Below are 19,738 nucleotides of genomic sequence, written 5' to 3'. Positions count from 1 at the left end.
CCGTCACCGGTCGCAGGTGCCGCACTGCCTGCGGGTGCGCAGGTGGTAGTCGGTGGACGCGATGACCAGGCCCACCCCCATGACGAGGTACGCCGACATCGCCACCCACAGGAACGCGTCGGAGAACTCGCTGTGCGAGCCCGACGACACCTGGACTATTCCCATGCCGAAGTAGGCCACGATGCCCGCGCCGAGCCCGAAGCCGGGCACCAGCAGCACCGGACGAGGAATGGTGCGCCCGGCGAGCAGCGGAACCCACCCCGGCCAGACCTCACCCCAGTGGTACACCAGCGCCAGTGGCAACAGCACTCCGGCCAGCACCAGGCCGATCTCCAACCCGAGCAGGGAGGCGCTCTGGTCGACGCGGTCGAATCCCACCACGAACTGGGCCGCGAAGCGGGTCACGAGACCACCCACCGTGGCGTACGCGGCCCAGCGCGCCCACCGCGCGGGTGCCGAGCGTCGCGCGCCCGGTTGGACCGTCCGGCAGCAGTCTGGGCAGTCGCCCCGGGTGCGCCGCTGATAGCGCGCGGTGGCCAGAGCGAGCAGGGCCGCTCCGGTGACACAGCAGAGCCGGCTCGCGAACGCCAGCGGGTCGAAGAACGGGCCGACGGTGAACAGCAGGAAGCCCACCAGTTCCGGCAGCAGGATCGCGGCTGCCGCGACCAGCGCTCCGGCGACCGTCCAGGCGAGCCCCGCAAGGACCGGCCGCCAGGTCGTCACCCGGTCCAGGGCAACCGCCAGCCCGCCGGCGGCCGCGCACAACGCCACCGACCACCAGCCGGTGAAGCCGAGCAGGTCCAGCCCGAGCCGGCCGAACTCCGGAGCCTCGCCGACCGTCCAGGCCAGACGCACGCCCCCGTATGCCACGGCCCAGCCGAGCACTGCGTACGTCAGGCCGTGGACGCTCCGACCGACGATCGGTGTCGATGTCGTCATGCACCGATCCTGCCGCCGTACGGCAGTGGGGGGACCCCGCTGGCAGGGGACGTCACTCCCTCGCGGGAGGGATCGGCCGGACCGGTGGGTCTGCTGTGGAGTGACCCGGGAGTGGTGCGAATCCTCGGCCTTCTATACCGTGGCACGGTCACGGGTGGCCACTTCCTCGACCGGGCCGTCCCGTGACGACGTCGCTTACGCGTTCGACATGGGGGGTTCGTCGTGACAATGGAATCGCCGACGACCGGCCGGCCCGAGGCTGGTGAGGCCGACGTGCAGCAGAAGATCGACACGTCGGTGCCGCATTCGGCGCGGATCTGGAACTACTGGCTCGGTGGCAAGGACAACTTCGCTGTCGACCGCGAGGCCGGGGACCAGTATCGCCAGGTCTTCCCCGGCGTCGTCGACGTGGCCCGGGCCTCCCGGCAGTTCCTGATCCGCTCGATCATGTTCCTCGCTGCCGACGCGGGCATCCGCCAGTTCCTCGACGTCGGCACCGGGCTGCCGACCGCCAACAACACCCACGAGGTGGCCCAGCGGATCGCGCCGGACGCGCGGATCGTCTACGTCGACAGCGACCCGCTGGTGCTGGTGCACGCTCGCGCCCTGCTGGTGGGCACGGCCGAGGGCACGACCGCGTACATCGACGGCGACCTGCACGACCCGGCCGCGGTCATCGCCGAGGCCGGCAGGACGCTGGACTTCGCGCAGCCGATCGGTCTCATCCTCAGTGGCGTCATGGGCCACGTGCCCGACTACGAGGCGGCCCGCTCGATCATCCGGCAGTTGGTGGCGGCGCTGCCGAGCGGCAGCTACCTCTCGCTGAACGACGGCACGAGCCTGATCAGCGCCGAGATGCAGCAGGCGCAGGACGACTACAACGACAGCGGGGCGACCCCGTACACCCTGCGCTCACCCGACGAGATCGCCGGCTTCTTCGACGGCCTGGAGCTGGTCGAGCCCGGCGTCGTGCCGTGCCCGCAGTGGCGGCCGGACGACGCGGTCGACACGCCTGCCGACATCGACGCCTTCGGCGGGGTGGGCCGCAAGAGTTAGAGAGTGCCGGACAGGTAGTCGCGGCGACGCTGCGGTTCGAACTTCTCGATCGCGTACCGCAGCATGACCCGGTAGCGGCGGGCGAGGAACTCCTCCTCCGCCGCTCGGTCCCGGCTGCCCACCTCGCGCAGCATCCAACCCACCGCCTTCCGGACGAGGTCGTGCGCGCCTTCGGTGAGCAGCTTCGTCGTTTCGGCCAGCGAGAGGTCGCGCCAGAACCGGGCGGCCACCCTGCGCTGGTCGGGCACGGAGATGCCGAGGGTCTGGTCGCCCTCGCCGTACCCACCGGGGACCATCTGGACGAACCGGCTCGACGCCTCGTCGAACATCGCGGTCTCCCTGGGGTCAGAGGGTGGTCTTGTTGGGCAGCCCGAAGAAGTCGTGCCACTTCGCGCCGCCGAGGAAGCTGGTGCCGGTGGAGAGGCCGACGTAGACGTCGTTGAGGTTGCCCTTTGCGAAGGCGATGACGTCGTCCCGGCCGTCGCCGTTGTAGTCGCCCAGGTAGGGGAACTCTCCGGGCAGGCAGAAGAAGTCGTTCCACTTGACGGTGGTGCCGACGAACGAGGTGCCGGTGGAGACGGCCGCATAGACGTCGGCGTCAGCGTTGCAGGTGAACGTGACGATGTCGTCGCGGCCGTCGCCGTTGATGTCCCCGACGCGCGGCAGCTCGGCGCCGACCGCGAACACGTCGTGCCAGGTCTGCGCCGCTCCGAACGCGGTTCCGGTGGACAGGGCGACGATGACGTCCGACGCCGCGACCGGTCCCTGGGTGAAGGTGATGATGTCGTCGCGGCCGTCGCCGTTGACGTCGCCGAGGGCCGGGTACTCACCGGCGATCGAGAAGAACTCGTGCCACTTGAGCGCCGTCCCGGCGAACGACGACCCGGCGGACAACGCGACGTACACGTCCCTGGCGCCGTCATGGGTGAAGGCGACGATGTCGTCGCGGCCGTCACCGTTGACGTCTCCCACCGCGGCGACCTCGGCGTTCGGCGCGAACCAGTCATGCCACTTGGTGGCGCCGGCGAACGACGACCCGTTCGACAGTGCCACGTACACGTCGGCGAGCGAGCCGTGGGTGAACGCCACGACGTCGTCGCGCCCGTCGCCGTTGAAGTCCCCGGACAGCAACGTCTCGTCGTTGAGCCCGAAGAAGTCGTTCCACTTCACCGACGTCCCGGCGAACGAGGAGCCGGTGGACGCCGAGACGTACACGTCGTTGAGCGAGCCGCGGGTGAACGCGACGATGTCGTCGCGGCCGTCGCCGGTGAAGTCCGTCGGTGAACCCGCCAGGTACCGGCCTCCCGAGCCGCCGGCGTTGACCAGGGAGATGTAGTAGTTCCAGTTCCAGTTAGGGCCCGGATCGGTGTGGTCGTTGCCGGGCAGCTCGTTGTGACCCCTGATCGCCGCACGGGTCTTCGGGAGCCCGTACTTGTCGCAGAGGTAGCGGGTCAACGCGGCGGACGACCGGTACATGGCGTCGGTGAACCAGGCCGGGTTGTCCACGAACCCCTCGTGCTCGATGCCCACGGCGTACGGATTGGCCGAGCGGGCGTGGTAGGCCGTGTCGCCCTCGCGCACCATCTGGGTGATCTCGCCGTTGCTCGACTTCACCACGTAGTGCGCGCTCACCCCCGCCGACGGGTTCTGGAACCAGCTCACCGTGCCGGCGTACGACCCCTGGGTCACGTGCACCACCACAGTGGTTACCCGCGCCGATCGGCCGGCCTGGTAGTTGCCGCCGTAGGCGGACACCCACCGGGCCGGCGCGTACTCCGGCACCGCCGCCGCGACGTTCGCGCCGGCGGCGCCCGCGGGAGCGACACCCGCGTAGCGGCCGAGTTCGGGTCGGAGCGGTTGCGGCGCGACCCGTACCGGTCCGGCGGCGATTCCGGTGCGCAACAGGTCGTAGACGTGGTCGGCGTAGAGCCGGGCGGTCGACGCGTCGACGGCGGCGCTGTAGCGCGCCACCGCCGGATACCAGGCGGAGAGCCGGTCGCGTGCCCCGCCGGTCAGCCCCTCGTCGTCGGCCAGGTCGCGGAGCACCGCCGCGCCGCCCCGGATGTTGGCGGAGGTGACCGAGCGCAGGCGGTCCACGCGTTCGCCGGTGAGCGTGGCCGCCCGCTCCAGGCTGTGCTGGGTGGGGTTGCTGACCAGGTGCATGACCCCGTACCCGTTGGCCTGGCTGGGCAGGCCGCCGTGCCCGTTCAGCCGGGACTCACCGTAGGCGACGGCGACCAGCAGGTCCCGGGGCACGTCGAACTCGGCGGCGGCCCGGGCGAAGTCAGCGGCGAGCGAGCCGGACGCCGCGGGTTCGGCCGCGTCGGCCGGCCCCAGCGTGCCGACCGGGTCGGCGTGCGCCGGCGCGGCAGGGACGGTCGTACCGGCGATGCCGAGGGCGACCAGCAGGGCCAGGAGAGTACGTCTCACGCTGCTCCTCGTCGGGTCGGAGATGGTCGACTGATGGCGTCACGAGACCGCCACCGACCGGAGACCGATTGCTGAGAGTTTCTTCAGGGCGCTGACGTCTGTCAATGTTTTATGAAGAATTCCTTCAATGCATCGTTCGGGGCGGGCAGGTATTGACAGCGGCGATTGTCGGCGGGTTTACTCGCCCGCAACCGCTAGACCCACCACCGCGGCACGGCCATGACGAGTGCGACAGGAGAGGGCAGCCATGGGGGTACGTCGTCGCTCGTTGCTCGGCCGCGCCGCCGCGATCGGGGCCGCCAGCGCGGTCGGTTCCGTCGGCGCGATCCTGACCACGGCCGCTCCGGCCCAGGCGGCGGTCTGGAAGAAGCGGCTGACCGGCGCGGACCTGGACACCAACAGCCGATGGCGGGTGGCCGGCACCGATCTGGGCATCCCCTACGTGCTGGAGAACGGCTCGATCGGCTACCTCTTCGGCGACACCTTCGACACGCCGTGGCCTGAGGGCCCACCCCTGCCGAACGACTGGCGGTCGCCGGTCATGTTGCGCTCGGCCGTCCACCCCGGCGCGCCGGGCGGAGTCGTCTTCGACAGTGCCGCACGCGTCGCCGGCAACGGACGGGCCCCGGAGCTGATGCACAACGGCCACCACGGCATCGGCATCGACGGTCTTCCCGAGGTGACCGTCATCCCCAACGACGGCATCAGCTTTCCGGAGACCGGTCGGCAGCTCATCTCCTACATGAGCATCGAGAACTGGAACTCCGCCGGCCCGGCCGGGCCGCAGTGGAAGTCCCGCTACGCGGGGCTGGCCTTCTCCGACAACGGCAACGACTTCATCCGTACGTCGCTGAAGTGGTGGAACAGCCCGGACAACAAGGACCCGTTCCAGATGTGGACCATGCAGCGCGACGGCGAGTACGTCTACGTCTTCTCGGTCCGCTCCGGGCGGCAGGACGGTCCGATGATGCTGCGACGCGTCCGGTGGGACCGGCTGTTCTACCCCGAGTCGTACGAGGGCTGGGGCTGGAACGGCACCAACTGGGGCTGGGGGAGACCCTGCACACCCATCCTCACCGGCCGCTTCGGCGAACCATCGGTGCGCCGGCTGGCCGACGGGACCTGGGTGATGTCCTACCTCAACTGCCAGAACGGGTGTCTGGTCACCCGGACCGCGTCCGGACCCGACCGGGCCTGGACGGGGGAGAAGATTCAGCTGACGAGCTGGCAGGAGCCGGCGCTCTACGGTGGGTTCATCCACCCCTGGTCCAGTCGGAACGCCGACGACCTGCACCTGATGGTCTCGAAATGGACCCGCACCCCGGACGGCCGCAGCACCGCCTACCACGTCAGCCAGTTCGCCGGCTCGGTGTGACGGGGGTTGTGTGGGTGGGTGATTCAGGGGGTAGGACCCTGCGATGAGGCAGCCGACGATGGATTCCGCCGACGCGTTGGCCGAGCTGGGCCGGGTCAGACTCGACGAGGTCAGCCTCGACGACATGCTGCTCCGGATCGCCGAACTCGCCAAGGCGAGCATTCCCGGAACGAAAGAGGTGACTGTCACCCTGGTGCGGGGTCGGGTCGGTTGGACCGGGGCGTTCACCGGCGAGCTGGCTCGTCAGTTGGACGAATGGCAGTACGAGCAGCACCGGGGCCCCTGCCTGGACGCCTCCGCCAGCGGTGACACCATCTCGGTGCCGGACATGGCAGCCGAAGAGCGCTGGCCGGTGTGGGCGGAGAGGGCTCGCGCCGCCGGGGTGCGGAGTTCCCTCTCCATCGGGCTTCCCATTCAGGGGTCGGTGGTCGGCGCACTGAACATCTACAGCGATTCGGCCAGCGCATTCGATCAGTCCTCGATCACCAGCGCCGAGGGCTTTGGCGCGTACGCGGCGGTGGCACTGGCCAACGCGCACCTGTACGAGAACGCGGCCACGCTGGCGGCGCAGATGCAGGAGGCGATGCGGACCCGGGCGGTGATCGAGCAGGCCAAAGGGATCATCATGGGGAGCCGGCGGTGCTCGTCCGAGGAGGCGTTCGCGCTGCTGTCCAAGATCTCTCAGGACACCAACCGGAAGGTGCACGACGTCGCCGCGACCCTCGTCGCCCGGGCGGAGGGCAAAACCCAGGGGTGAGTGTCGCCCTGACTGTTCGCCGCTCGCCGACAGGGCCGCCCGCACGAGGCGGGCGACCCTGTCGACAGATCGCGCGACGGCTGATTCCTGTCAGCTCTCCGAAGGCTTGCGCACCGCGTCGCGTACCCGGTCGATGACCGCCAGCACCGGCCCGGCGGCCAGGTTGCCCTTCGCGGACTGGGCGCTGGGATGCGGTCGCGTGGGCGCGGACGCCTCCGCCACCCGTACGGCCGTGGCGAGGCTGCGCAGCCGGCCGACCGGAACGTGCTGGCGAAGCTGAGGAAACTCGTAGCGCTCCTCGTGTCGACCATGGCGTCACCGCCCCCGCCGGGCAGCGTCCGGGCGAGGGGGTGGATGACCTCCTCCTCGGCGGTCTCGTGTGCGGCGAGGAGTTTGACCAGATCGTCGAAGGCGTCGCGTCGGGTGTCGCCGGTGCCGCCGACGACCAGCAGGAACAGCTGTTCGATCTGGGCGTGCTGGGCGAGCAGCAGGTCGACGACGTCCTCCTCGGGCCCTGGGGTGGCCGGGGTGTCGGTGTCAGGCATGGCTGCCTCCCTTGGTGCGCAGGGACTCGACCGGGTGCGGACCCTCGGTCTCGATGCGGTACTCGTCGCCGAAGCGCTCCCGGTGCATGTCGATGACCTGCTCGCTCGGCGGCTGCTGGCCGTCGTGCAGTTGCTGCTGCATCCACTCGAAGCGCTCGTGGGCCTCGGTGACGTAACCCTCGCCGAGCTTGGTCGCGTCGATCTGGGTGGCCAGCAGGTGACGCAGGTAGTCCTTGTTGGGCTCGAAGGTCAACGGCTCGGGAAGGCCGACGCTGCCGACGATCTCCTCCGGCTCCCGGCCGTCGTGGCGGCGTAGCAGGTCGGCGGCCTGCTGGAGGTGGGCCAGCTCCATCTGCAGGTGCAGCTCCCAGATCGCCTTGATCCGGGGGTCGCTCTCCTGCTGGAGGAAGGAGTAGTAGAGCCAGCACTCGTTGTACTCGTGGGTGAGCAGCCGCTCCCACCAGTTCTCACCCGGGTCGAGCAGTGACTCGTAGTGGGTGACGTGCTCCTGCTCGATCAGGCTGATCTCCTGGTAGAGCTGGCGCGCGATCGGTTCCATGTACTGCGGGCCGACGTTCATGTAGTAGAACATCACCTGCTGCTCGGCTGACAGGATCGTCAACGCGTGCAGCTTCGAGCGCGGGTCCACCGAGTTGCGGTCGTACGGGGTGCGGACCTCGTCGAAGGGATGCCGGTGCTCCTGGACCGTCGGTCGACCGGGCATGACCTCGGTGAGCCCGTCGACGATCTTCTCCGCCTTGCGCCGCTCGACCATCTCGTAGAGGTTGGCGTAGCGGTAAAGGTGGTCGAAGTCCTCCAGCACGCCGAACTCGTACGCCTGCTTGAGGTAGGGGTCGGGTTCGTGGCGGGCCACCCAGGCGGTGAGGTCGACGGCCACCTGCTCGTAGCCGAGCGTCGTCTCCAGCACACTGGCGACACCGGGGAGCAGCCAGTTCACCACCCGCTGTTGCTGGCTCTCCAGGTACCGGACGTAGGCGAGCTGTCGGCGGACCTCCTGGTCGGGGCAGTTCCGGGCGAACTGGTGCGAGAAGTTGATCGCCTCGACCTCGATGCCGTTCATCGTGATGATCCGGCACCGGGTGTACGGGTCCACCGCCTCCGGGTCGATCGGCTCGACATTCAGTTCACGCCAGTTGCGGATCTGGTTCTCGAGTGCGATTCCTTTGTGGTCCAACGGATTGAACATGTCTCTCCTTGTCGGGGGGACGGTGGCCGCTCGCCGCCTACCGTTGGGCGGCGACGGAGGGGCCGAGAGTCTTGTGCGGCGGTGCGGCACGGCGGGGCAGGGGTGGAACGACGCCGCTGAGGCGAGCACCGGTCGACAGGGATGTGCCGTGAAGATTGAGGCGCCCCAGCACCCCGGCGACGCCGAGCACCCGGAGGACGAACGGCGAGGGATCACGAAGCGTCAGCCGACCCCCGACCTGGGCTACCAGGTGACCGGCGTGGAGCAGGGCGCTGACGGCGTGCGCGCCGAAGAAGCGGACCGCCGAGAGGTCGACGACAACCAGCGGCGTGGGTGTGCGGCAGAGGAACTCCACCAGCTCGGTGAGCAGGTGGGCGTTGCTCATGTCGACCTCGCCGACGACCCTGATCTGGCTGCCGGCGCCGTCCTGGTTGAACGACAGCGACATGATCGGCCGGTCCGGGCCGTACTGCGGGTCGGGTCCTGGAGACCGGAGTAGGGGATGCTGGTCGGTCACGCGATGCCTCCGCCCTCGACGAGGGTGGCCCCCCGCCGCGTGCGTGCCGAGGCGAGGTTGACCACTTGGAGGGCGCGTGTCTTGACCCGACAAGGACCCTACCCGCCGTGTTCGGGGTCAAACCAACCCACCACCCGCCGAGTGGCAGCGCGTCGGCCAGCGGCATCCGGGGTGTAGGTGACCGCCCGCAGGGTAGGGCCCGCACATGCTGAAGAGAGCGGTGTGGCAGGGACTGGCGGCGGGTCTGGCCGGGGCGGCGGTGATGACTGCCGCCGAGAAGGTCGAACAGCGGGTGACCGGTCGGCCCGACTCCTACGTGCCGGCCCGGGTTCTGGCCAGGCTGACCGGCCTGCCGGAAACCCCCGGGCAGCAGCCCCGGTGGCAGAACCTGGCGATGCACTACGGCCAGGGCGCGCTGGTCGGCGTGCTGCGCAGCGTCATGGCGCAGGCCGGGCTGCGTGGCGCCTGGGCCTCGACGATGTTCACGGCGGTGCGCCTCACCAACGACCAGATCCTGGAGAACGCCACCGGCGTGGGGGCGCCCCCACTGACCTGGCCCCGCCCCGAACTCGCCATCGACGTGTTGCACAAGACGATCTACGCGTTCGCCACCGGGGCGGTGGCCGACGTGCTCGCCGCCCGCGACGGGGCGGGACCCGGGCAGCGGCACGCGGCGCTCCGTCCCGGTCGCCACTCAGACGTCGGTCCGCTGCCCCGGGCAGCCGCCTGGGCGCGGGGTGCTTAGCTGATTGGATGATCACACCCGTTCCCCTCGGTACCTGGCCGACGCCGTTGGAGGCCGCGCCGCGGCTCGCCGCCCGGCTGGGGCTGGCCGAACTCTGGTTCAAGCGTGACGATCTCACCGGCCTCGGCGGGGGCGGCAACAAGATCCGCAAACTCCGGTACACCTGCGCGCAGGCGGTCGCCGACGGTGCCACCACGCTGATCACCTCGGGGGCGCCGCAGAGCAACCACGCCCGGCTCACCGCCGCTGCGGCCGCGCGGCTCGGCCTCTCCTGCGTGCTGGTGCTCGCCGGCCCGCCCCCGGAGCGTCGACGAGGCAACCTGCTGCTCGACGGACTCGCCGGCGCGGAGATCGTCTGGAGCGGGGACCGTCCGCTCGCCGAGGTGGTGGCGGCCGAGGCGGAGCGACGGTCGGCGTACGTCATCCCGTTCGGCGGCACCGCTCCCGCGTCGGTCCAGGGTTATGTGGACTGTGGTCGGGAACTGCGGGCCCAGTTGTCGGACGCGGACGCGGACGGGGTCGAGGTCGTGGTGGCGCTCGGCTCCGGCGGGACGATGGCCGGCCTGGTGCGGGAGTTGGGCGCGCAGCGGGTGATCGGCGTGGATGTCGGCGCCGTGCCGGACCCGCGGGCGACGGTCGCCGGGCTGCTCGTGGGCGAGGTAGAGCCGGACGCGCTGCGGATCGACGGTACCCAGGTGGGCGCGGGATACCGCACGCTGACCGACGCCGTCCGGACGGCGCTGGAGGTGACCGCGCGTACGGAGGGGGTCTTCCTGGACCCGACGTACACCGGTCGGGCGATGGCAGGGCTGCTGGCCGGCAGCTTTCCGCACGGCGACCGCGTCGTCTTTCTGCACAGCGGTGGGCTACCGGGGCTCTTCGGCCACCCCGAGCTGTAGGGGCACCGGCCGGGTACGCACGGCGGTGCCCTCCGGCGGAGTCGCGCCGGAGGGCACCGCGCCGAGTTGTCGACGGATCAGACGCCGGCGAAGTGCTCGCGGTGATCGCGGGCGAACTCGGCGAAGGTGCGCGGCTGCCGGCCGACGATCCGCTCGACATGGTCGTTGGTGAAGTCGCCCCATCCGGAGCCGTAGGCGACCCGGTACTCGGCGAGGACTTCGGCCGACCACTGGTCGAGGCCGGCCTGGAGCAGGCTGTCGCGTACCTGCTCCGCGCTCTGCGGCACGTAGCGCACCGGCTCGCCGAGGGTTTGGGCGATGCCGTCGGCTGCCTGGTCGAGCGTGATGCTCTCCGGGCCGGTGGGCGTGTAGATCCTGCCCTGGTGCTGCTCAGGCGCGGCGAGGATCGCTGCCCCGGCGGCGGCGATGTCCCGGACGTCGATCAGGCCGACCCGCGAGTCACCGAAGAGGCCGTAGAGGTGCTCACCGGCCTTGGCGCCGAGCAGGTTCTGCATGAAGAAACTCGGGCGCAGGATGGTCCACGGGATACCCGACTCCTGTAGTTCCGCGTCGGAGAGCGCGTGCAGGCGGCCGTTGCGGGTGGGCGCGTCGTGCGCGGCGCCGATCGCGGAGAGCCGGACGATGTGCCGTACCCCGGCCTGCCGGGCCGCCCACACCGCGTTCATGCTCTGGCTCGGTGCCAGTGGGCCCATCGGCATCAGCAGCCAGAGCGTCGTCGCACCCTCGAACGCCGGGGTCAGTGTGGTGGGGCAGTCCAGGTCGCCGACGACGTACTCGACCCCGTTGATCCCTGGCGTGCGCGACGCGTCCCGGACGAGGGCGCGGACCGGCTGCTTGCCGGCCAGCTCCCGCAGCACCTCCCGCGACACGGTGCCATTTGCCCCGGTTATCAGAATGGTCATGGTCATCCTCTCGGTCAGGCGCACCGAGGTCGGACCACGGTCGCCGCCAGCGACGATATAGTCCATAAGTTGTACCGTCCAATGATTGGACCAAACTATGAAGCGCAGCACACTGAAGGTGCAGGACCCCGACCTCGGGATCCTGGCCGTGCAGCTCTCCGCGCGCGTCCAGCGGGAGATCTTTCGACGCTCGGCGGAGCAGGGGTTCGACGACGTCCGGCCCCGCCACGGGGCGGTCCTCGCGTACCTGGACGCCGAGGGCACCCGCCCCGGCGAGCTGGCCCGGCTGGCCGGCCGCAACAAGCAGACGATGGGCGCGATCCTCGACGAGCTGGAACGGCTGGGCTACGTCCGGCGTACGCCCGACCCGGCCGACCGCCGGGCAAAGTTGATCGTGCCGACGGATCGGGGCCTCAGCTTCATGACGGCCTCCGACGGCTACGTGCACCTGATCGAGCAGAAACTCGCCGACATGCTCGGCCCCGACCGGTACCGCGACTTCCGGGACGCGCTGGCCCGTGGCGTGGCGAGCCTCCCGGCGACCGGCCAGGACACCGAGGGCTGAGCTGGCATGTGCCGGCGCCGACCGGGTACGCCGCCGTGGCCCCGGGGGCCGGCGGAACGCCCAGGCTGACCGCCCTTTCACGCAGCCGAGGAGCACCGACATGCCGATCGCGGGGAAGGCCCGACTCACACCGACGGTCTCCCTGGTGCTGCTGGCGTCGATCCTGGTGTCGTTCCTGGCCGCGTCGGCGGCCCCGACCCCGCTCTACGGTCTGTACCAGGAACGCTGGCACTTCTCGCCGGTCACCACCACAGTGGTGTTCGCCGTCTACGCCCTCGCCGTGCTCGCGTCGCTGCTCACGTTCGGCAGGTTGTCCGACCACGTCGGTCGGCGACCGGTCCTGGCCGTCGCGATCGCCGTGCAGATGCTCGCGCTGGTCGTCTTCATCTTCGCCAACGGCGTTCCGTCCCTGCTGGTCGCCCGCCTCGTGCAGGGGCTGGCAGCCGGCGCCGCCACCGGCGCCGTGGGCGCCGCCATGCTCGACATCGACCGGGCCCGGGGCACGCTCGCGAACTCCCTCGCCCCCGGTATCGGCACCGGAAGCGGCGCCCTGCTCTCGGCGTTGCTCATCCAGTTCCTGCCCGCGCCGACGCGACTGGTGTACGTCGTGGTGCTCGTGATCCTGCTGATCCAGGCCGGCGGAGTCGCTCTGATGCCGGAGACGGTCAGCCCGATGGCCGGGGCCCGACGCAGCCTCCGGCCGGACGTCGCGCTGCCCCGTTCGGTGCGCAAGCCGGTCCTGGTCGTCGTCCCGGTGCTCTTCGCGGTCTGGGCGCTGGCCGGGTTCTTCGGCGCGCTCGGCCCGGCGCTGATCCGCAGCCTCATGAACACGTCGATCGTGATCGGCGGTCTGGTCCTCTTCGTCTTCGCCGTCTTCGGGTCGATCGCCGTGCTGGTGCTGCGCAACACCGCCGCGCGGACAGTGATCCTGACCGGAATCGTCGCGCTCATCCTGGGCATGATCGTCACGTTGGTGGCGGTCATGGCGCAGTCCATCCCGGGCTTCTTCGTCGGCCTCGCGCTCGGGGGCGTCGGCTTCGGCAGCGGCTTCCAGGGCAGCCTCAAGACGGTCATGCCGCTGGTCGAGGCGCACCAACGCGCCAGCGTGCTGTCAGTGCTCTACGTCGTCTGCTACGTCGGCTTCGGCCTCCCCACTGTGATCGCCGGCTTCCTCGTGGTCTACGCCGGCGGTCTGCCGCGGACCGCCGACGAGTACTCCGTCGCCGTCATCCTCCTCGCTCTGGTCGCCCTGTTGGGGGTACGCAGGGCCACCAGGACGGCGCCGGGCTGATGCCGGGAAGCCGGCGCCGAGCACTCACACAAGCAGCAGCGTGATGATCAGAAAGGGAGGTGCGGAGATGACCCCGAAGGTGGCCCAGGGCGACGCGAGTGCGACCTCGCGCATCGAGAGCCTGGACGTCAAGCTCGAGGTGATCGTCATCCCGGTGTCAGACGTCGACCGGGCGAAGGCGTTCTACGAACGGCTCGGGTGGCGGCTCGACCAGACCCCGCCCGGCATCGTCCAGCTGACGCCGCACGGCTCCGCCTGTTCCGTACAGTTCGGTCCCGGGCTCACGTCGGCGGCACCCGGCTCGGCCATGGCGTACCTGATCGTGTCCGACATCGAGGCGGCCCACGACACCCTCGTCGCCGCCGGTGTCGAGGTCGGCGACGTCTTCCACGTCAGCCCGGACGGCCCGGTCGACGGGCCGGATCCGCAACGGCGCAGCTACTTCTCGCGCGCCACGCTGCGCGACCCGGACGGCAACACCTGGCTGATGCAGGAGATCACCACCAGGCTTCCCGGACGCATCGAGGGTGGTCTCACGTCGTTCGGCTCCACGAGCGATCTGGCGAGCGCACTTCGACGCGCGGCCGCAGCCCACGGTGAGCACGAGAAACGTACGGGCGAGCATGACGACAACTGGCCCGACTGGTACGCGGCGTACATGGTCAGCGAGCAGTCGGGGGCCAAGCCGCCCGAGTGAGGTCGCGGGCGGCGTCAGCGCAGTCCGCGGATGAGGTTGTCGACCAGGGTGCGGGCGAAGTCCTCGGTGAGCGGCAGGTCGGCGATGAGAAGCCGGTGGTAGCAGGCGCCCCAGAGTTGGTCGACGACGGATTCGCTGTCGATGTCGGGGCGTAGCTGCCCCCGGGCCATGGCCCGGGTGAGGGTTTCGACGGCGAGGGCCCGGCGGGGGCCAGAGTAGCGCTCGCGGTAGGCGGCGGCCAGTTCCGGGTCGGTCTGGGCCTGCCCGATGAGCTGGCTGATGACCCGCCCGGCGGTGGTGTCCCGCACGAGGTGGACGAAGGCGACGAGCTGGTTGGTCAGGTCGGCGACGATGTCGGCGGTGTCGGCGAAGGCCAGTGTGGGCGCGACGACTGTGAAGTAGCCGTCCAGGGCGAGCGCGCCCCTGGAGGGCCACCACTTGTAGATGGTCATGCGGCTGGCCCCGGCGCGGGAGGCGACCTTCTCGATGGTGAAGCCGGCCATGCCCTCGGCCAGCAGGAGTTCACCGGCGGCCGTGAGGATCTCCGCGCGTACCTGATCGGCGGGCCGCCGGCCGCGACCACGGCGCACTGGCGTCTGGGCATCCGGCGTGAACTCGGCCACTGGTCCTCCCGGTTATATGGACACGGTGTCTACTTACTGCTTATATGGACACAGCGTACACAGCGGTGCCCGGACACCACGACGCACCGCGACGACGACCGAAGGAGACGAGGGACATGACGGGTCTACGACGGCGACGGTTGGGTGCCTCCGGGCCGGAGGTGTCGACCATCGGGCTCGGCGCGATGGGCATGTCCGACCTGTACGGGCCGGCCGACGAGGCGGAGAGCATCGCGACGCTGCACGCGGCGATCGACGCCGGTGTGAACCTGATCGACACAGCGGACTTCTACGGGTCGGGTCACAACGAGCTGCTGATCGGCCGGGTGCTGCGGGAGCGTCGCCGCGACGAGGTGGTGCTCAGCGTGAAGTTCGGCGCGCGCCGGACACCGGACGGCGGCTTCCAGGCGGCACCGTACGACGTGTCGGCGGCGGCGGTGAAGGACCGGCTGGCGTACTCGCTGCGGCGGTTGGGCACCGACCACATCGACATCTACCGACCGTCGCGGCTGAACCCGCAGGTGCCGATCGAGGAGACAGTGGGCGCGCTGCTCGAGATGCAGCAGGCCGGCTACATCCGGCACATCGGGCTCTCCGAGGTCGGCGCGGACAGCATCCGCCGGGCCGCGGCCGTGGCGCCGATCAGCGACGTCCAGATCGAGTACTCCCTGCTCTCCCGTGGCCCGGAGGCCACCATCCTGCCGGCGCTGCGGGAGCTGGGCATCGGGTTGACCGCCTACGGGGTGCTGTCCCGAGGTCTGCTCAGCGGCCACTGGTCTGCCGACCGTGCGCTGACCGGCACGGACTTCCGAGCGAACAGCCCACGCTTCCAGGGCGAGCACCTGGCCGCCAACCTGCGCCTGGTGGAGGCGCTCGGCCGGGTCGCGCAGCGGCTGGGCGGCACCACCAGCCAGGTGGCGATCGCCTGGGTGGCGGCGCAGGGCGAACAGATCGTGCCGTTGGTCGGTGCGCGGCGGCGCGACCGGCTGACCGAGTCGCTGGCCGCTGTCGACCTGGTGCTCGACCAGGACGCGTTGGACGAGATCGAGCGTGCCGTGCCGGCCGGCGCCGCCTCCGGCCAGCGGTACGCGACAGCCATGATGGCGCTGCTCGACAGCGAGAAGTAATCCGGTTCAGGAAGCTGCTCGCCAGACCCAGTTGCGGCGTTCGTAGAGCGGCACCAGCCCGGCCCGGCGCAGGTTGTTCAGCGACGGGTTCTGCTGACCGGGCGCGGGCTTGCCGGTCTCGGCGAACAGCCACCGGCATCCCGCCTCGGCGGCGGCTCGGGCGCGGGCGGCGATCAGCGCCGACTGCGCCCCGAGGCCGCGGTGCCCGGCGGCCGTCGCGGCGGCGTTGAGCGACGCGGCCTCGCCGTGCAGGAACAGGTTGCCGCCCGCGACCAGTTCGCCGTCGTCCCAGGCCGCGTACGGTCGCCACGTCGGCTGGCCGACCGTCGCGGCCAGCATGTCGGTGAGCCCACCGGTCGGCATGCCGAACCCGGCGAGCAGCACGTCGGCCCAGCGCTGCGCCTCGGCGGCCGGCACCGGTGCGACGCGCAGACGGGTCTGCGCGGCGGTGACGTCCTCGGGTCGGGCGGCGAGCTTGATCCAGGTGCTTCCCGGCTCAAGCCCGCGGGCGGCGGCGACCTCGTCGAAGCCCGCGGGCAGCACCGACGGAACGAGCTGGAGCACTGCCTGGTCGACGCCCTGCTCCCGGTAGAAGTCGAGGACGCGATCCAGGATCTGCACGGTGAACGGCTCGGTGGTGCCGAAGCCGAGGGCCTTGCTCCAGTACCCGCCGGAGGGGTCGTTGCGCATGGCGAGGGCGACACCGCCGCCGACGCGGGTGGTCGCGATCCCGAGATCGGTGTACGTGGGCCCGGGCGCGTGCGACTCGTAGGAGTGCATGAATTCGCACTCCACGGCCTCGGCGAGCGGGGTCAGGTCGGCTGGCGTGGTCATTGGCCGATTATCGTCCGGTGCGTTCCCAGGCCCGCACCAACTGCATCCGATTGTGAATGCCCAGCTTGTGATATATGGAGCGGAGTTGCGTGTCCACGGTGTGGAAGGAGACGAAGAGGCTCCTGGCCGCCTCCTTCTTCGTGGCGCCGGAGGCGAGCATCTCGGCCACCCGCTCCTCGGCGGGGGTGAGCGCGTCGATGCCCCGGCTTGGCGGCTCGTCGATCGACGGCCGGCGATGCGGGCGGGCGGCGAGGTCGGCGCAGCGCCGGTCCGCGATCGCCTGGTCGCCGGGGGCGCCGATCCGGGCGTAGAGGGCAGCCGCCTCGTGCGTGGCATCGCGCGCCTCCCCGGATCGCGTCCGGGGGTTGTTCGCGAGGTCGAGCAACGCGTCGGCCAGCGCCGGCCGGGCGGCGGTGGTGCGCAGCTGGTCCACCGCCGACCGGAGGGCGTCCGGGTCGCCGTCGCGCAACCCTCGGCTCTGGTCGGCCAGCGCACGCCACAGCGGCACCGGAGTACGGGTGGAGACCAGCTCGACCAGTTCGGTGACCCGGCGGGCGGCCCGGGTGTCGTCGGCCGCCACCGCCGCGCGTACCAGTCGGGGGCCGAAATGCGGCACGGGCAGGAGTGACCGGACCGACCGGTGCAGGTCGGCGACGACAGTGGTGAGCAGGCCGGCCGGCACGCTGAGGGCGCTGTCGCGCACCGCCACGCAGAACGCGAAGGTCCACATCGTACGGTCGGGCCACCTGTCCTCGCCGAGGCAGGTGCGGAGGATTGCGCGGGCGTCGTCGTGTTCGCCACGGCGGTAGCGGACCTCGCCGATCACCGCGACCAACAGGGCACGGACCTCTTTACTGAGGTCCGCCGGGCCGGAGCTGAGCGTCGTGACGGCCAACGCTGCCGCCTCGGGCAGCTCTCCCACGGCCACCATGCGCAGGCAGTTCAGCGCGGTCAGCCCGGTGAGCTCGGTCTCGCCGGGCGCCTGGTGGGTCGCGGTCCGGGCGTCCTGGTGCCGGCCCAGGCCGAGCTGCACCAGGATCCGTTCCGCTCGGATGGACGGAGCGTCGGCGCGTGCCGCCCAGGAGTCCGGATCCAGGGCCGCCAGCACGGCCTGGGCTCCCGGCAGATCACCGTGCGCGAGCGAGCGGGCGGCCCGGCCGAGGGCGAGGTGACGGGCGGACGCCGGGTCACCCGACGCGGCGTGCGCGGTGCCCGCATCGCGCAGCAGGGCATCGGTGTCCGGATGTCCCGTGCGGGCCGCGATCGTGGCCACCAGGGCGAGCACCGTGCCGCGGCTGCCGGCGTCCAGTCGGAGGTTCAGCGCCTCCCGGAGACCGGCGAGGGCGATGGTCGGCTGCTCCAGTGCCACGACCTGCGCCAGGCGACCGAGCAGGAGGGCGCGGTGGCGTTCGCCGCCGCGACTCGTGGCGATCTCCGCCGCCAGGACGTGCAGCGCCTCCATCCCGCGTCCGGCGAGTCGGAGCTGGTCCGTCGTGGCGAACAGCCGGTGCCGTCGTTGCTCGGCGTCGGTGGCGATGTCGTCGGCCGGGAGCGTTCCGGCGTTGAAGGGTGATTCGGACAATGGCGTTCTCCCCGGTTGTTACCAGGCGCGTCGAAAGGCCGTCCTGCGACCGAGCCTAGCCATGCCGGCAGGTACTGGCGACCAGATCGACGAACCGGCGGGATTGCGCGGAATGGCCAGTGCCGTCCGGGATTTGACCCGTGGTTATGGCGCGATCACGTGATGCGACGAGCGGTATCCGGTGCCGATCATCGAATCATGGCCCAGCTCACCGAACTCCCCGGTCTGCGTCGGCTCCGGGTCGTACTGCTGATGTTCGTTCTCTACGCCGGCACCGGGGCGGGTGGTCACGCTCCGGCGTGGACCCGCCTGGTGCTGATGGCGACCGCGGCGGCGGTTCCGGTCGCGATCGCGGTCCAGTACGGCTGGCCCGGACTGCATGCCCTGCTGGGGATCTCGTCCCGGCTACGGCTGCGCGGCGGATCCGTTCCCGCGCCCCACCCGATCCGACCCGAGTGAGGAGACAGCGATCATGGCGAACAGCGATCCTCAGCCGCGGCGCGGCGACCAGGGCGCCGCGCCCTTCGCGGGCCGCAACGTCGAGCTCGAGCGGCAGAACCCGGACCTCCTGGTTCCGCCGACGACCGACAGCCGGCTGGTGCCCAACCTGAAGTTCTCGTTCTCCCAGGCGCACACCCGGGTGGAGAAGGGCGGCTGGACCCGGGAGGTCACCAGCCGAGACCTCCCGATCGCCAGTCAGTTGTCCGGCGTCCAGTTCGGTCTCGAGCCGGGCGCGTACCGGGAGATCCACTGGCACCAGCAGTCGGAGTGGGCGTACATGCTCAGCGGCAGCTGCCGGATCAGCGCCGTCGACCACGAGGGCCGCAACTTCATCGAGGACGTGAAGGCGGGCGACCTGTGGTTCTTTCCGCAGGGCGTGCCGCACAACATCCAGGCGTTGGGAGACGGAGCGCAGTTCCTGCTGGTCTTCGACGACGGCATGTTCTCGGAGAACAACACGTTCCTGCTCAGCGACTTCTTCGCACACACCCCTCGACACGTCCTGGCCAAGAACTTCGGCTGGACGCTGGAACAGATGGAGAACCTGCCCGAGCGGGAGAAGTACATCTTCCAGGGCGACGTCCCACCACCCCTGCAACAGGACCGGGTGGTCAGCCCGACCGGCGATATCCCACGAAGCTTCAAGCACCGCATGCTCGCGCAGACCCCGCAGCGTTTCCGCGGCGGAACGGTCCGGATCACCGACTCCACCAACTTCGCCGCCTCCGTGACCACCGCCGCGGCCCTGGTGGAGGTCGAGCCGGGAGGGATGCGCGAGTTGCACTGGCATCCCACCACCGACGAGTGGCAGTACTACATCTCCGGCACCGGGCGGATGGGCGTCTTCGCCTCCCAGGCCGCCGCGCGGACGTTCGACTTCCAGGCCGGCGACGTGGGCTACGTCCCCTTCGCGTACGGCCACTACATCGAGAACACCGGCGACGAGCCACTGGTGTTCCTGGAGATGTTCCGCCATCCCCGGTTCGAGGACATCTCGGTGATGCAGTGGTTGGCCAACACGCCACACGAGGTCATCGCCGACACGATCAACGTGCAGACGTCGATGGTCGACAGCCTGCCGAACACCAAACAGGTAGTGATCTGAGCGAGGCGTCCGGCCGTCCG

At 70.5% G+C, this 19,738-nt stretch carries 21 protein-coding genes and 1 pseudogene; 11 read left to right on the top strand and 11 right to left on the bottom strand.

What is annotated here, in order from left to right:
* Positions 1-3 precede the first annotated feature (3 nt).
* Positions 4-939, bottom strand: coding sequence for a hypothetical protein (locus ABZS40_RS22010; RefSeq protein ID WP_354945186.1), 936 nt, complete (start codon positions 937-939; stop codon positions 4-6).
* A 228-nt stretch (positions 940-1,167) separates the two neighbouring features.
* On the opposite strand from ABZS40_RS22010, the gene ABZS40_RS22005 reads away from it, so the two are divergent.
* Entirely contained in the window at positions 1,168-1,995 is an 828-nt protein-coding gene (locus ABZS40_RS22005; RefSeq protein ID WP_354945229.1) for an SAM-dependent methyltransferase, read from the top strand.
* On the opposite strand, the gene ABZS40_RS22000 is transcribed toward ABZS40_RS22005, so the two are convergent.
* Together ABZS40_RS22000 and ABZS40_RS21995 are read right to left on the bottom strand one after the other, a co-directional pair.
* A complete protein-coding gene (locus ABZS40_RS22000) occupies positions 1,992-2,324 on the bottom strand; it encodes a DNA alkylation repair protein (protein WP_354945185.1) in 333 nt (110 codons plus the stop codon). The two genes, ABZS40_RS22005 and ABZS40_RS22000, sit on opposite strands and share 4 nt — an antisense overlap.
* Positions 2,325-2,340: 16 nt before the next feature.
* Positions 2,341-4,425: an N-acetylmuramoyl-L-alanine amidase gene (locus tag ABZS40_RS21995; RefSeq protein ID WP_354945184.1), complete on the bottom strand. Its 2,085-nt coding sequence runs from the start codon at positions 4,423-4,425 to the stop codon at positions 2,341-2,343.
* Positions 4,426-4,672: 247 nt separating this feature from the next.
* Here ABZS40_RS21995 and ABZS40_RS21990 point away from each other — a divergent pair, with 247 nt between their 5' ends.
* The gene (locus tag ABZS40_RS21990; RefSeq protein ID WP_354945183.1) at positions 4,673-5,800 is read left to right on the top strand and encodes a DUF4185 domain-containing protein; all 1,128 of its coding nucleotides are present in this window, start codon (positions 4,673-4,675) and stop codon (positions 5,798-5,800) included.
* Positions 5,801-5,843: 43 nt separating this feature from the next.
* The gene (locus ABZS40_RS21985) at positions 5,844-6,557 is read left to right on the top strand and encodes a GAF and ANTAR domain-containing protein (protein ID WP_354945182.1); all 714 of its coding nucleotides are present in this window, start codon (positions 5,844-5,846) and stop codon (positions 6,555-6,557) included.
* A 90-nt stretch (positions 6,558-6,647) separates the two neighbouring features.
* Here the strand turns inward: ABZS40_RS21985 and ABZS40_RS21980 are convergent, their stop codons facing one another.
* The 4 genes and pseudogenes from ABZS40_RS21980 to ABZS40_RS21965 form a co-directional block, all read right to left on the bottom strand.
* Positions 6,648-6,779 carry a hypothetical protein gene (locus ABZS40_RS21980; protein ID WP_354945231.1) on the bottom strand — a complete coding sequence of 44 codons (132 nt, stop codon included), beginning with the start codon at positions 6,777-6,779 and terminating at the stop codon, positions 6,648-6,650.
* A 140-nt stretch (positions 6,780-6,919) separates the two neighbouring features.
* Positions 6,920-7,102 (bottom strand): annotated as a pseudogene (locus ABZS40_RS21975) (hemerythrin domain-containing protein); the annotation flags it as partial.
* Positions 7,095-8,309 (bottom strand): hypothetical protein, encoded by a 1,215-nt coding sequence (locus tag ABZS40_RS21970; protein WP_354945181.1) that lies wholly within the window; start codon positions 8,307-8,309, stop codon positions 7,095-7,097. The gene ABZS40_RS21970 and the pseudogene ABZS40_RS21975, both read right to left, overlap by 8 nt.
* 37 nt (positions 8,310-8,346) lie before the next feature.
* Positions 8,347-8,826 carry an STAS domain-containing protein gene (locus tag ABZS40_RS21965; RefSeq protein WP_354945179.1) on the bottom strand — a complete coding sequence of 160 codons (480 nt, stop codon included), beginning with the start codon at positions 8,824-8,826 and terminating at the stop codon, positions 8,347-8,349.
* Between the two features lie 205 nt (positions 8,827-9,031).
* Here ABZS40_RS21965 and ABZS40_RS21960 point away from each other — a divergent pair, with 205 nt between their 5' ends.
* Positions 9,032-9,571 carry a hypothetical protein gene (locus tag ABZS40_RS21960; protein WP_354945178.1) on the top strand — a complete coding sequence of 180 codons (540 nt, stop codon included), beginning with the start codon at positions 9,032-9,034 and terminating at the stop codon, positions 9,569-9,571.
* 8 nt (positions 9,572-9,579) lie between these two features.
* Positions 9,580-10,470: a pyridoxal-phosphate dependent enzyme gene (locus ABZS40_RS21955; protein WP_354945177.1), complete on the top strand. Its 891-nt coding sequence runs from the start codon at positions 9,580-9,582 to the stop codon at positions 10,468-10,470.
* A gap of 77 nt (positions 10,471-10,547) precedes the next feature.
* On the opposite strand, the gene ABZS40_RS21950 is transcribed toward ABZS40_RS21955, so the two are convergent.
* On the bottom strand, positions 10,548-11,393 hold the full coding sequence (locus ABZS40_RS21950; protein ID WP_354945176.1) for an SDR family oxidoreductase: 846 nt from the start codon (positions 11,391-11,393) through the stop codon (positions 10,548-10,550).
* A 97-nt stretch (positions 11,394-11,490) separates the two neighbouring features.
* On the opposite strand from ABZS40_RS21950, the gene ABZS40_RS21945 reads away from it, so the two are divergent.
* The 3 genes from ABZS40_RS21945 to ABZS40_RS21935 all read left to right on the top strand — a co-directional run bounded on the left by ABZS40_RS21945 (position 11,491) and on the right by ABZS40_RS21935 (position 13,946).
* Positions 11,491-11,958, top strand: coding sequence for a MarR family transcriptional regulator (locus ABZS40_RS21945; RefSeq protein WP_354945174.1), 468 nt, complete (start codon positions 11,491-11,493; stop codon positions 11,956-11,958).
* 100 nt (positions 11,959-12,058) lie between these two features.
* Entirely contained in the window at positions 12,059-13,249 is a 1,191-nt protein-coding gene (locus ABZS40_RS21940; RefSeq protein ID WP_354945173.1) for an MFS transporter, read from the top strand.
* Between the two features lie 67 nt (positions 13,250-13,316).
* Positions 13,317-13,946 (top strand): VOC family protein, encoded by a 630-nt coding sequence (locus ABZS40_RS21935; protein WP_354945172.1) that lies wholly within the window; start codon positions 13,317-13,319, stop codon positions 13,944-13,946.
* A gap of 14 nt (positions 13,947-13,960) precedes the next feature.
* On the opposite strand, the gene ABZS40_RS21930 is transcribed toward ABZS40_RS21935, so the two are convergent.
* Positions 13,961-14,569 carry a TetR/AcrR family transcriptional regulator gene (locus tag ABZS40_RS21930; protein ID WP_354945170.1) on the bottom strand — a complete coding sequence of 203 codons (609 nt, stop codon included), beginning with the start codon at positions 14,567-14,569 and terminating at the stop codon, positions 13,961-13,963.
* 116 nt (positions 14,570-14,685) lie between these two features.
* On the opposite strand from ABZS40_RS21930, the gene ABZS40_RS21925 reads away from it, so the two are divergent.
* On the top strand, positions 14,686-15,696 hold the full coding sequence (locus ABZS40_RS21925; protein ID WP_354945169.1) for an aldo/keto reductase: 1,011 nt from the start codon (positions 14,686-14,688) through the stop codon (positions 15,694-15,696).
* A 6-nt stretch (positions 15,697-15,702) separates the two neighbouring features.
* Here ABZS40_RS21925 and ABZS40_RS21920 read toward each other — a convergent pair whose 3' ends face one another.
* Both ABZS40_RS21920 and ABZS40_RS21915 read right to left on the bottom strand, forming a co-directional pair.
* The gene (locus ABZS40_RS21920) at positions 15,703-16,530 is read right to left on the bottom strand and encodes a GNAT family N-acetyltransferase (RefSeq protein WP_354945167.1); all 828 of its coding nucleotides are present in this window, start codon (positions 16,528-16,530) and stop codon (positions 15,703-15,705) included.
* Between the two features lie 7 nt (positions 16,531-16,537).
* Entirely contained in the window at positions 16,538-18,112 is a 1,575-nt protein-coding gene (locus tag ABZS40_RS21915; protein WP_354945166.1) for a helix-turn-helix transcriptional regulator, read from the bottom strand.
* A 198-nt stretch (positions 18,113-18,310) separates the two neighbouring features.
* On the opposite strand from ABZS40_RS21915, the gene ABZS40_RS21910 reads away from it, so the two are divergent.
* Positions 18,311-18,571 (top strand): hypothetical protein, encoded by a 261-nt coding sequence (locus tag ABZS40_RS21910; RefSeq protein ID WP_354945164.1) that lies wholly within the window; start codon positions 18,311-18,313, stop codon positions 18,569-18,571.
* A 13-nt stretch (positions 18,572-18,584) separates the two neighbouring features.
* Complete coding sequence (locus ABZS40_RS21905; RefSeq protein ID WP_354945162.1) at positions 18,585-19,718, top strand: cupin domain-containing protein; 1,134 nt, start codon at positions 18,585-18,587, stop codon at positions 19,716-19,718.
* The last annotated feature ends 20 nt before the right edge of the window (positions 19,719-19,738 follow it).

It is taken from the genome of Micromonospora sp. NPDC005324, from assembly GCF_040607155.1.
Classification (GTDB): Bacteria; Actinomycetota; Actinomycetes; order Mycobacteriales; family Micromonosporaceae; genus Micromonospora; species Micromonospora trifolii.
This window is presented reverse-complemented; position numbering and strand designations above follow the sequence as displayed.

Bases quoted from the DNA above. Each gene is read 5' to 3' on its own strand.
- ABZS40_RS22010 (WP_354945186.1), bottom strand. From the start codon at position 939: ATGACGACATCGACACCGATCGTCGGTCGGAGCGTCCACGGCCTGACG.
- ABZS40_RS22005 (WP_354945229.1), top strand. From the start codon at position 1,168: ATGGAATCGCCGACGACCGGCCGGCCCGAGGCTGGTGAGGCCGACGTG.
- ABZS40_RS22000 (WP_354945185.1), bottom strand. From the start codon at position 2,324: ATGTTCGACGAGGCGTCGAGCCGGTTCGTCCAGATGGTCCCCGGTGGG.
- ABZS40_RS21990 (WP_354945183.1), top strand. From the start codon at position 4,673: ATGGGGGTACGTCGTCGCTCGTTGCTCGGCCGCGCCGCCGCGATCGGG.
- ABZS40_RS21985 (WP_354945182.1), top strand. From the start codon at position 5,844: ATGAGGCAGCCGACGATGGATTCCGCCGACGCGTTGGCCGAGCTGGGC.
- ABZS40_RS21970 (WP_354945181.1), bottom strand. From the start codon at position 8,309: ATGTTCAATCCGTTGGACCACAAAGGAATCGCACTCGAGAACCAGATC.
- ABZS40_RS21960 (WP_354945178.1), top strand. From the start codon at position 9,032: ATGCTGAAGAGAGCGGTGTGGCAGGGACTGGCGGCGGGTCTGGCCGGG.
- ABZS40_RS21955 (WP_354945177.1), top strand. From the start codon at position 9,580: ATGATCACACCCGTTCCCCTCGGTACCTGGCCGACGCCGTTGGAGGCC.
- ABZS40_RS21950 (WP_354945176.1), bottom strand. From the start codon at position 11,393: ATGACCATTCTGATAACCGGGGCAAATGGCACCGTGTCGCGGGAGGTG.
- ABZS40_RS21945 (WP_354945174.1), top strand. From the start codon at position 11,491: ATGAAGCGCAGCACACTGAAGGTGCAGGACCCCGACCTCGGGATCCTG.
- ABZS40_RS21940 (WP_354945173.1), top strand. From the start codon at position 12,059: ATGCCGATCGCGGGGAAGGCCCGACTCACACCGACGGTCTCCCTGGTG.
- ABZS40_RS21935 (WP_354945172.1), top strand. From the start codon at position 13,317: ATGACCCCGAAGGTGGCCCAGGGCGACGCGAGTGCGACCTCGCGCATC.
- ABZS40_RS21925 (WP_354945169.1), top strand. From the start codon at position 14,686: ATGACGGGTCTACGACGGCGACGGTTGGGTGCCTCCGGGCCGGAGGTG.
- ABZS40_RS21920 (WP_354945167.1), bottom strand. From the start codon at position 16,530: ATGACCACGCCAGCCGACCTGACCCCGCTCGCCGAGGCCGTGGAGTGC.
- ABZS40_RS21910 (WP_354945164.1), top strand. From the start codon at position 18,311: ATGGCCCAGCTCACCGAACTCCCCGGTCTGCGTCGGCTCCGGGTCGTA.
- ABZS40_RS21905 (WP_354945162.1), top strand. From the start codon at position 18,585: ATGGCGAACAGCGATCCTCAGCCGCGGCGCGGCGACCAGGGCGCCGCG.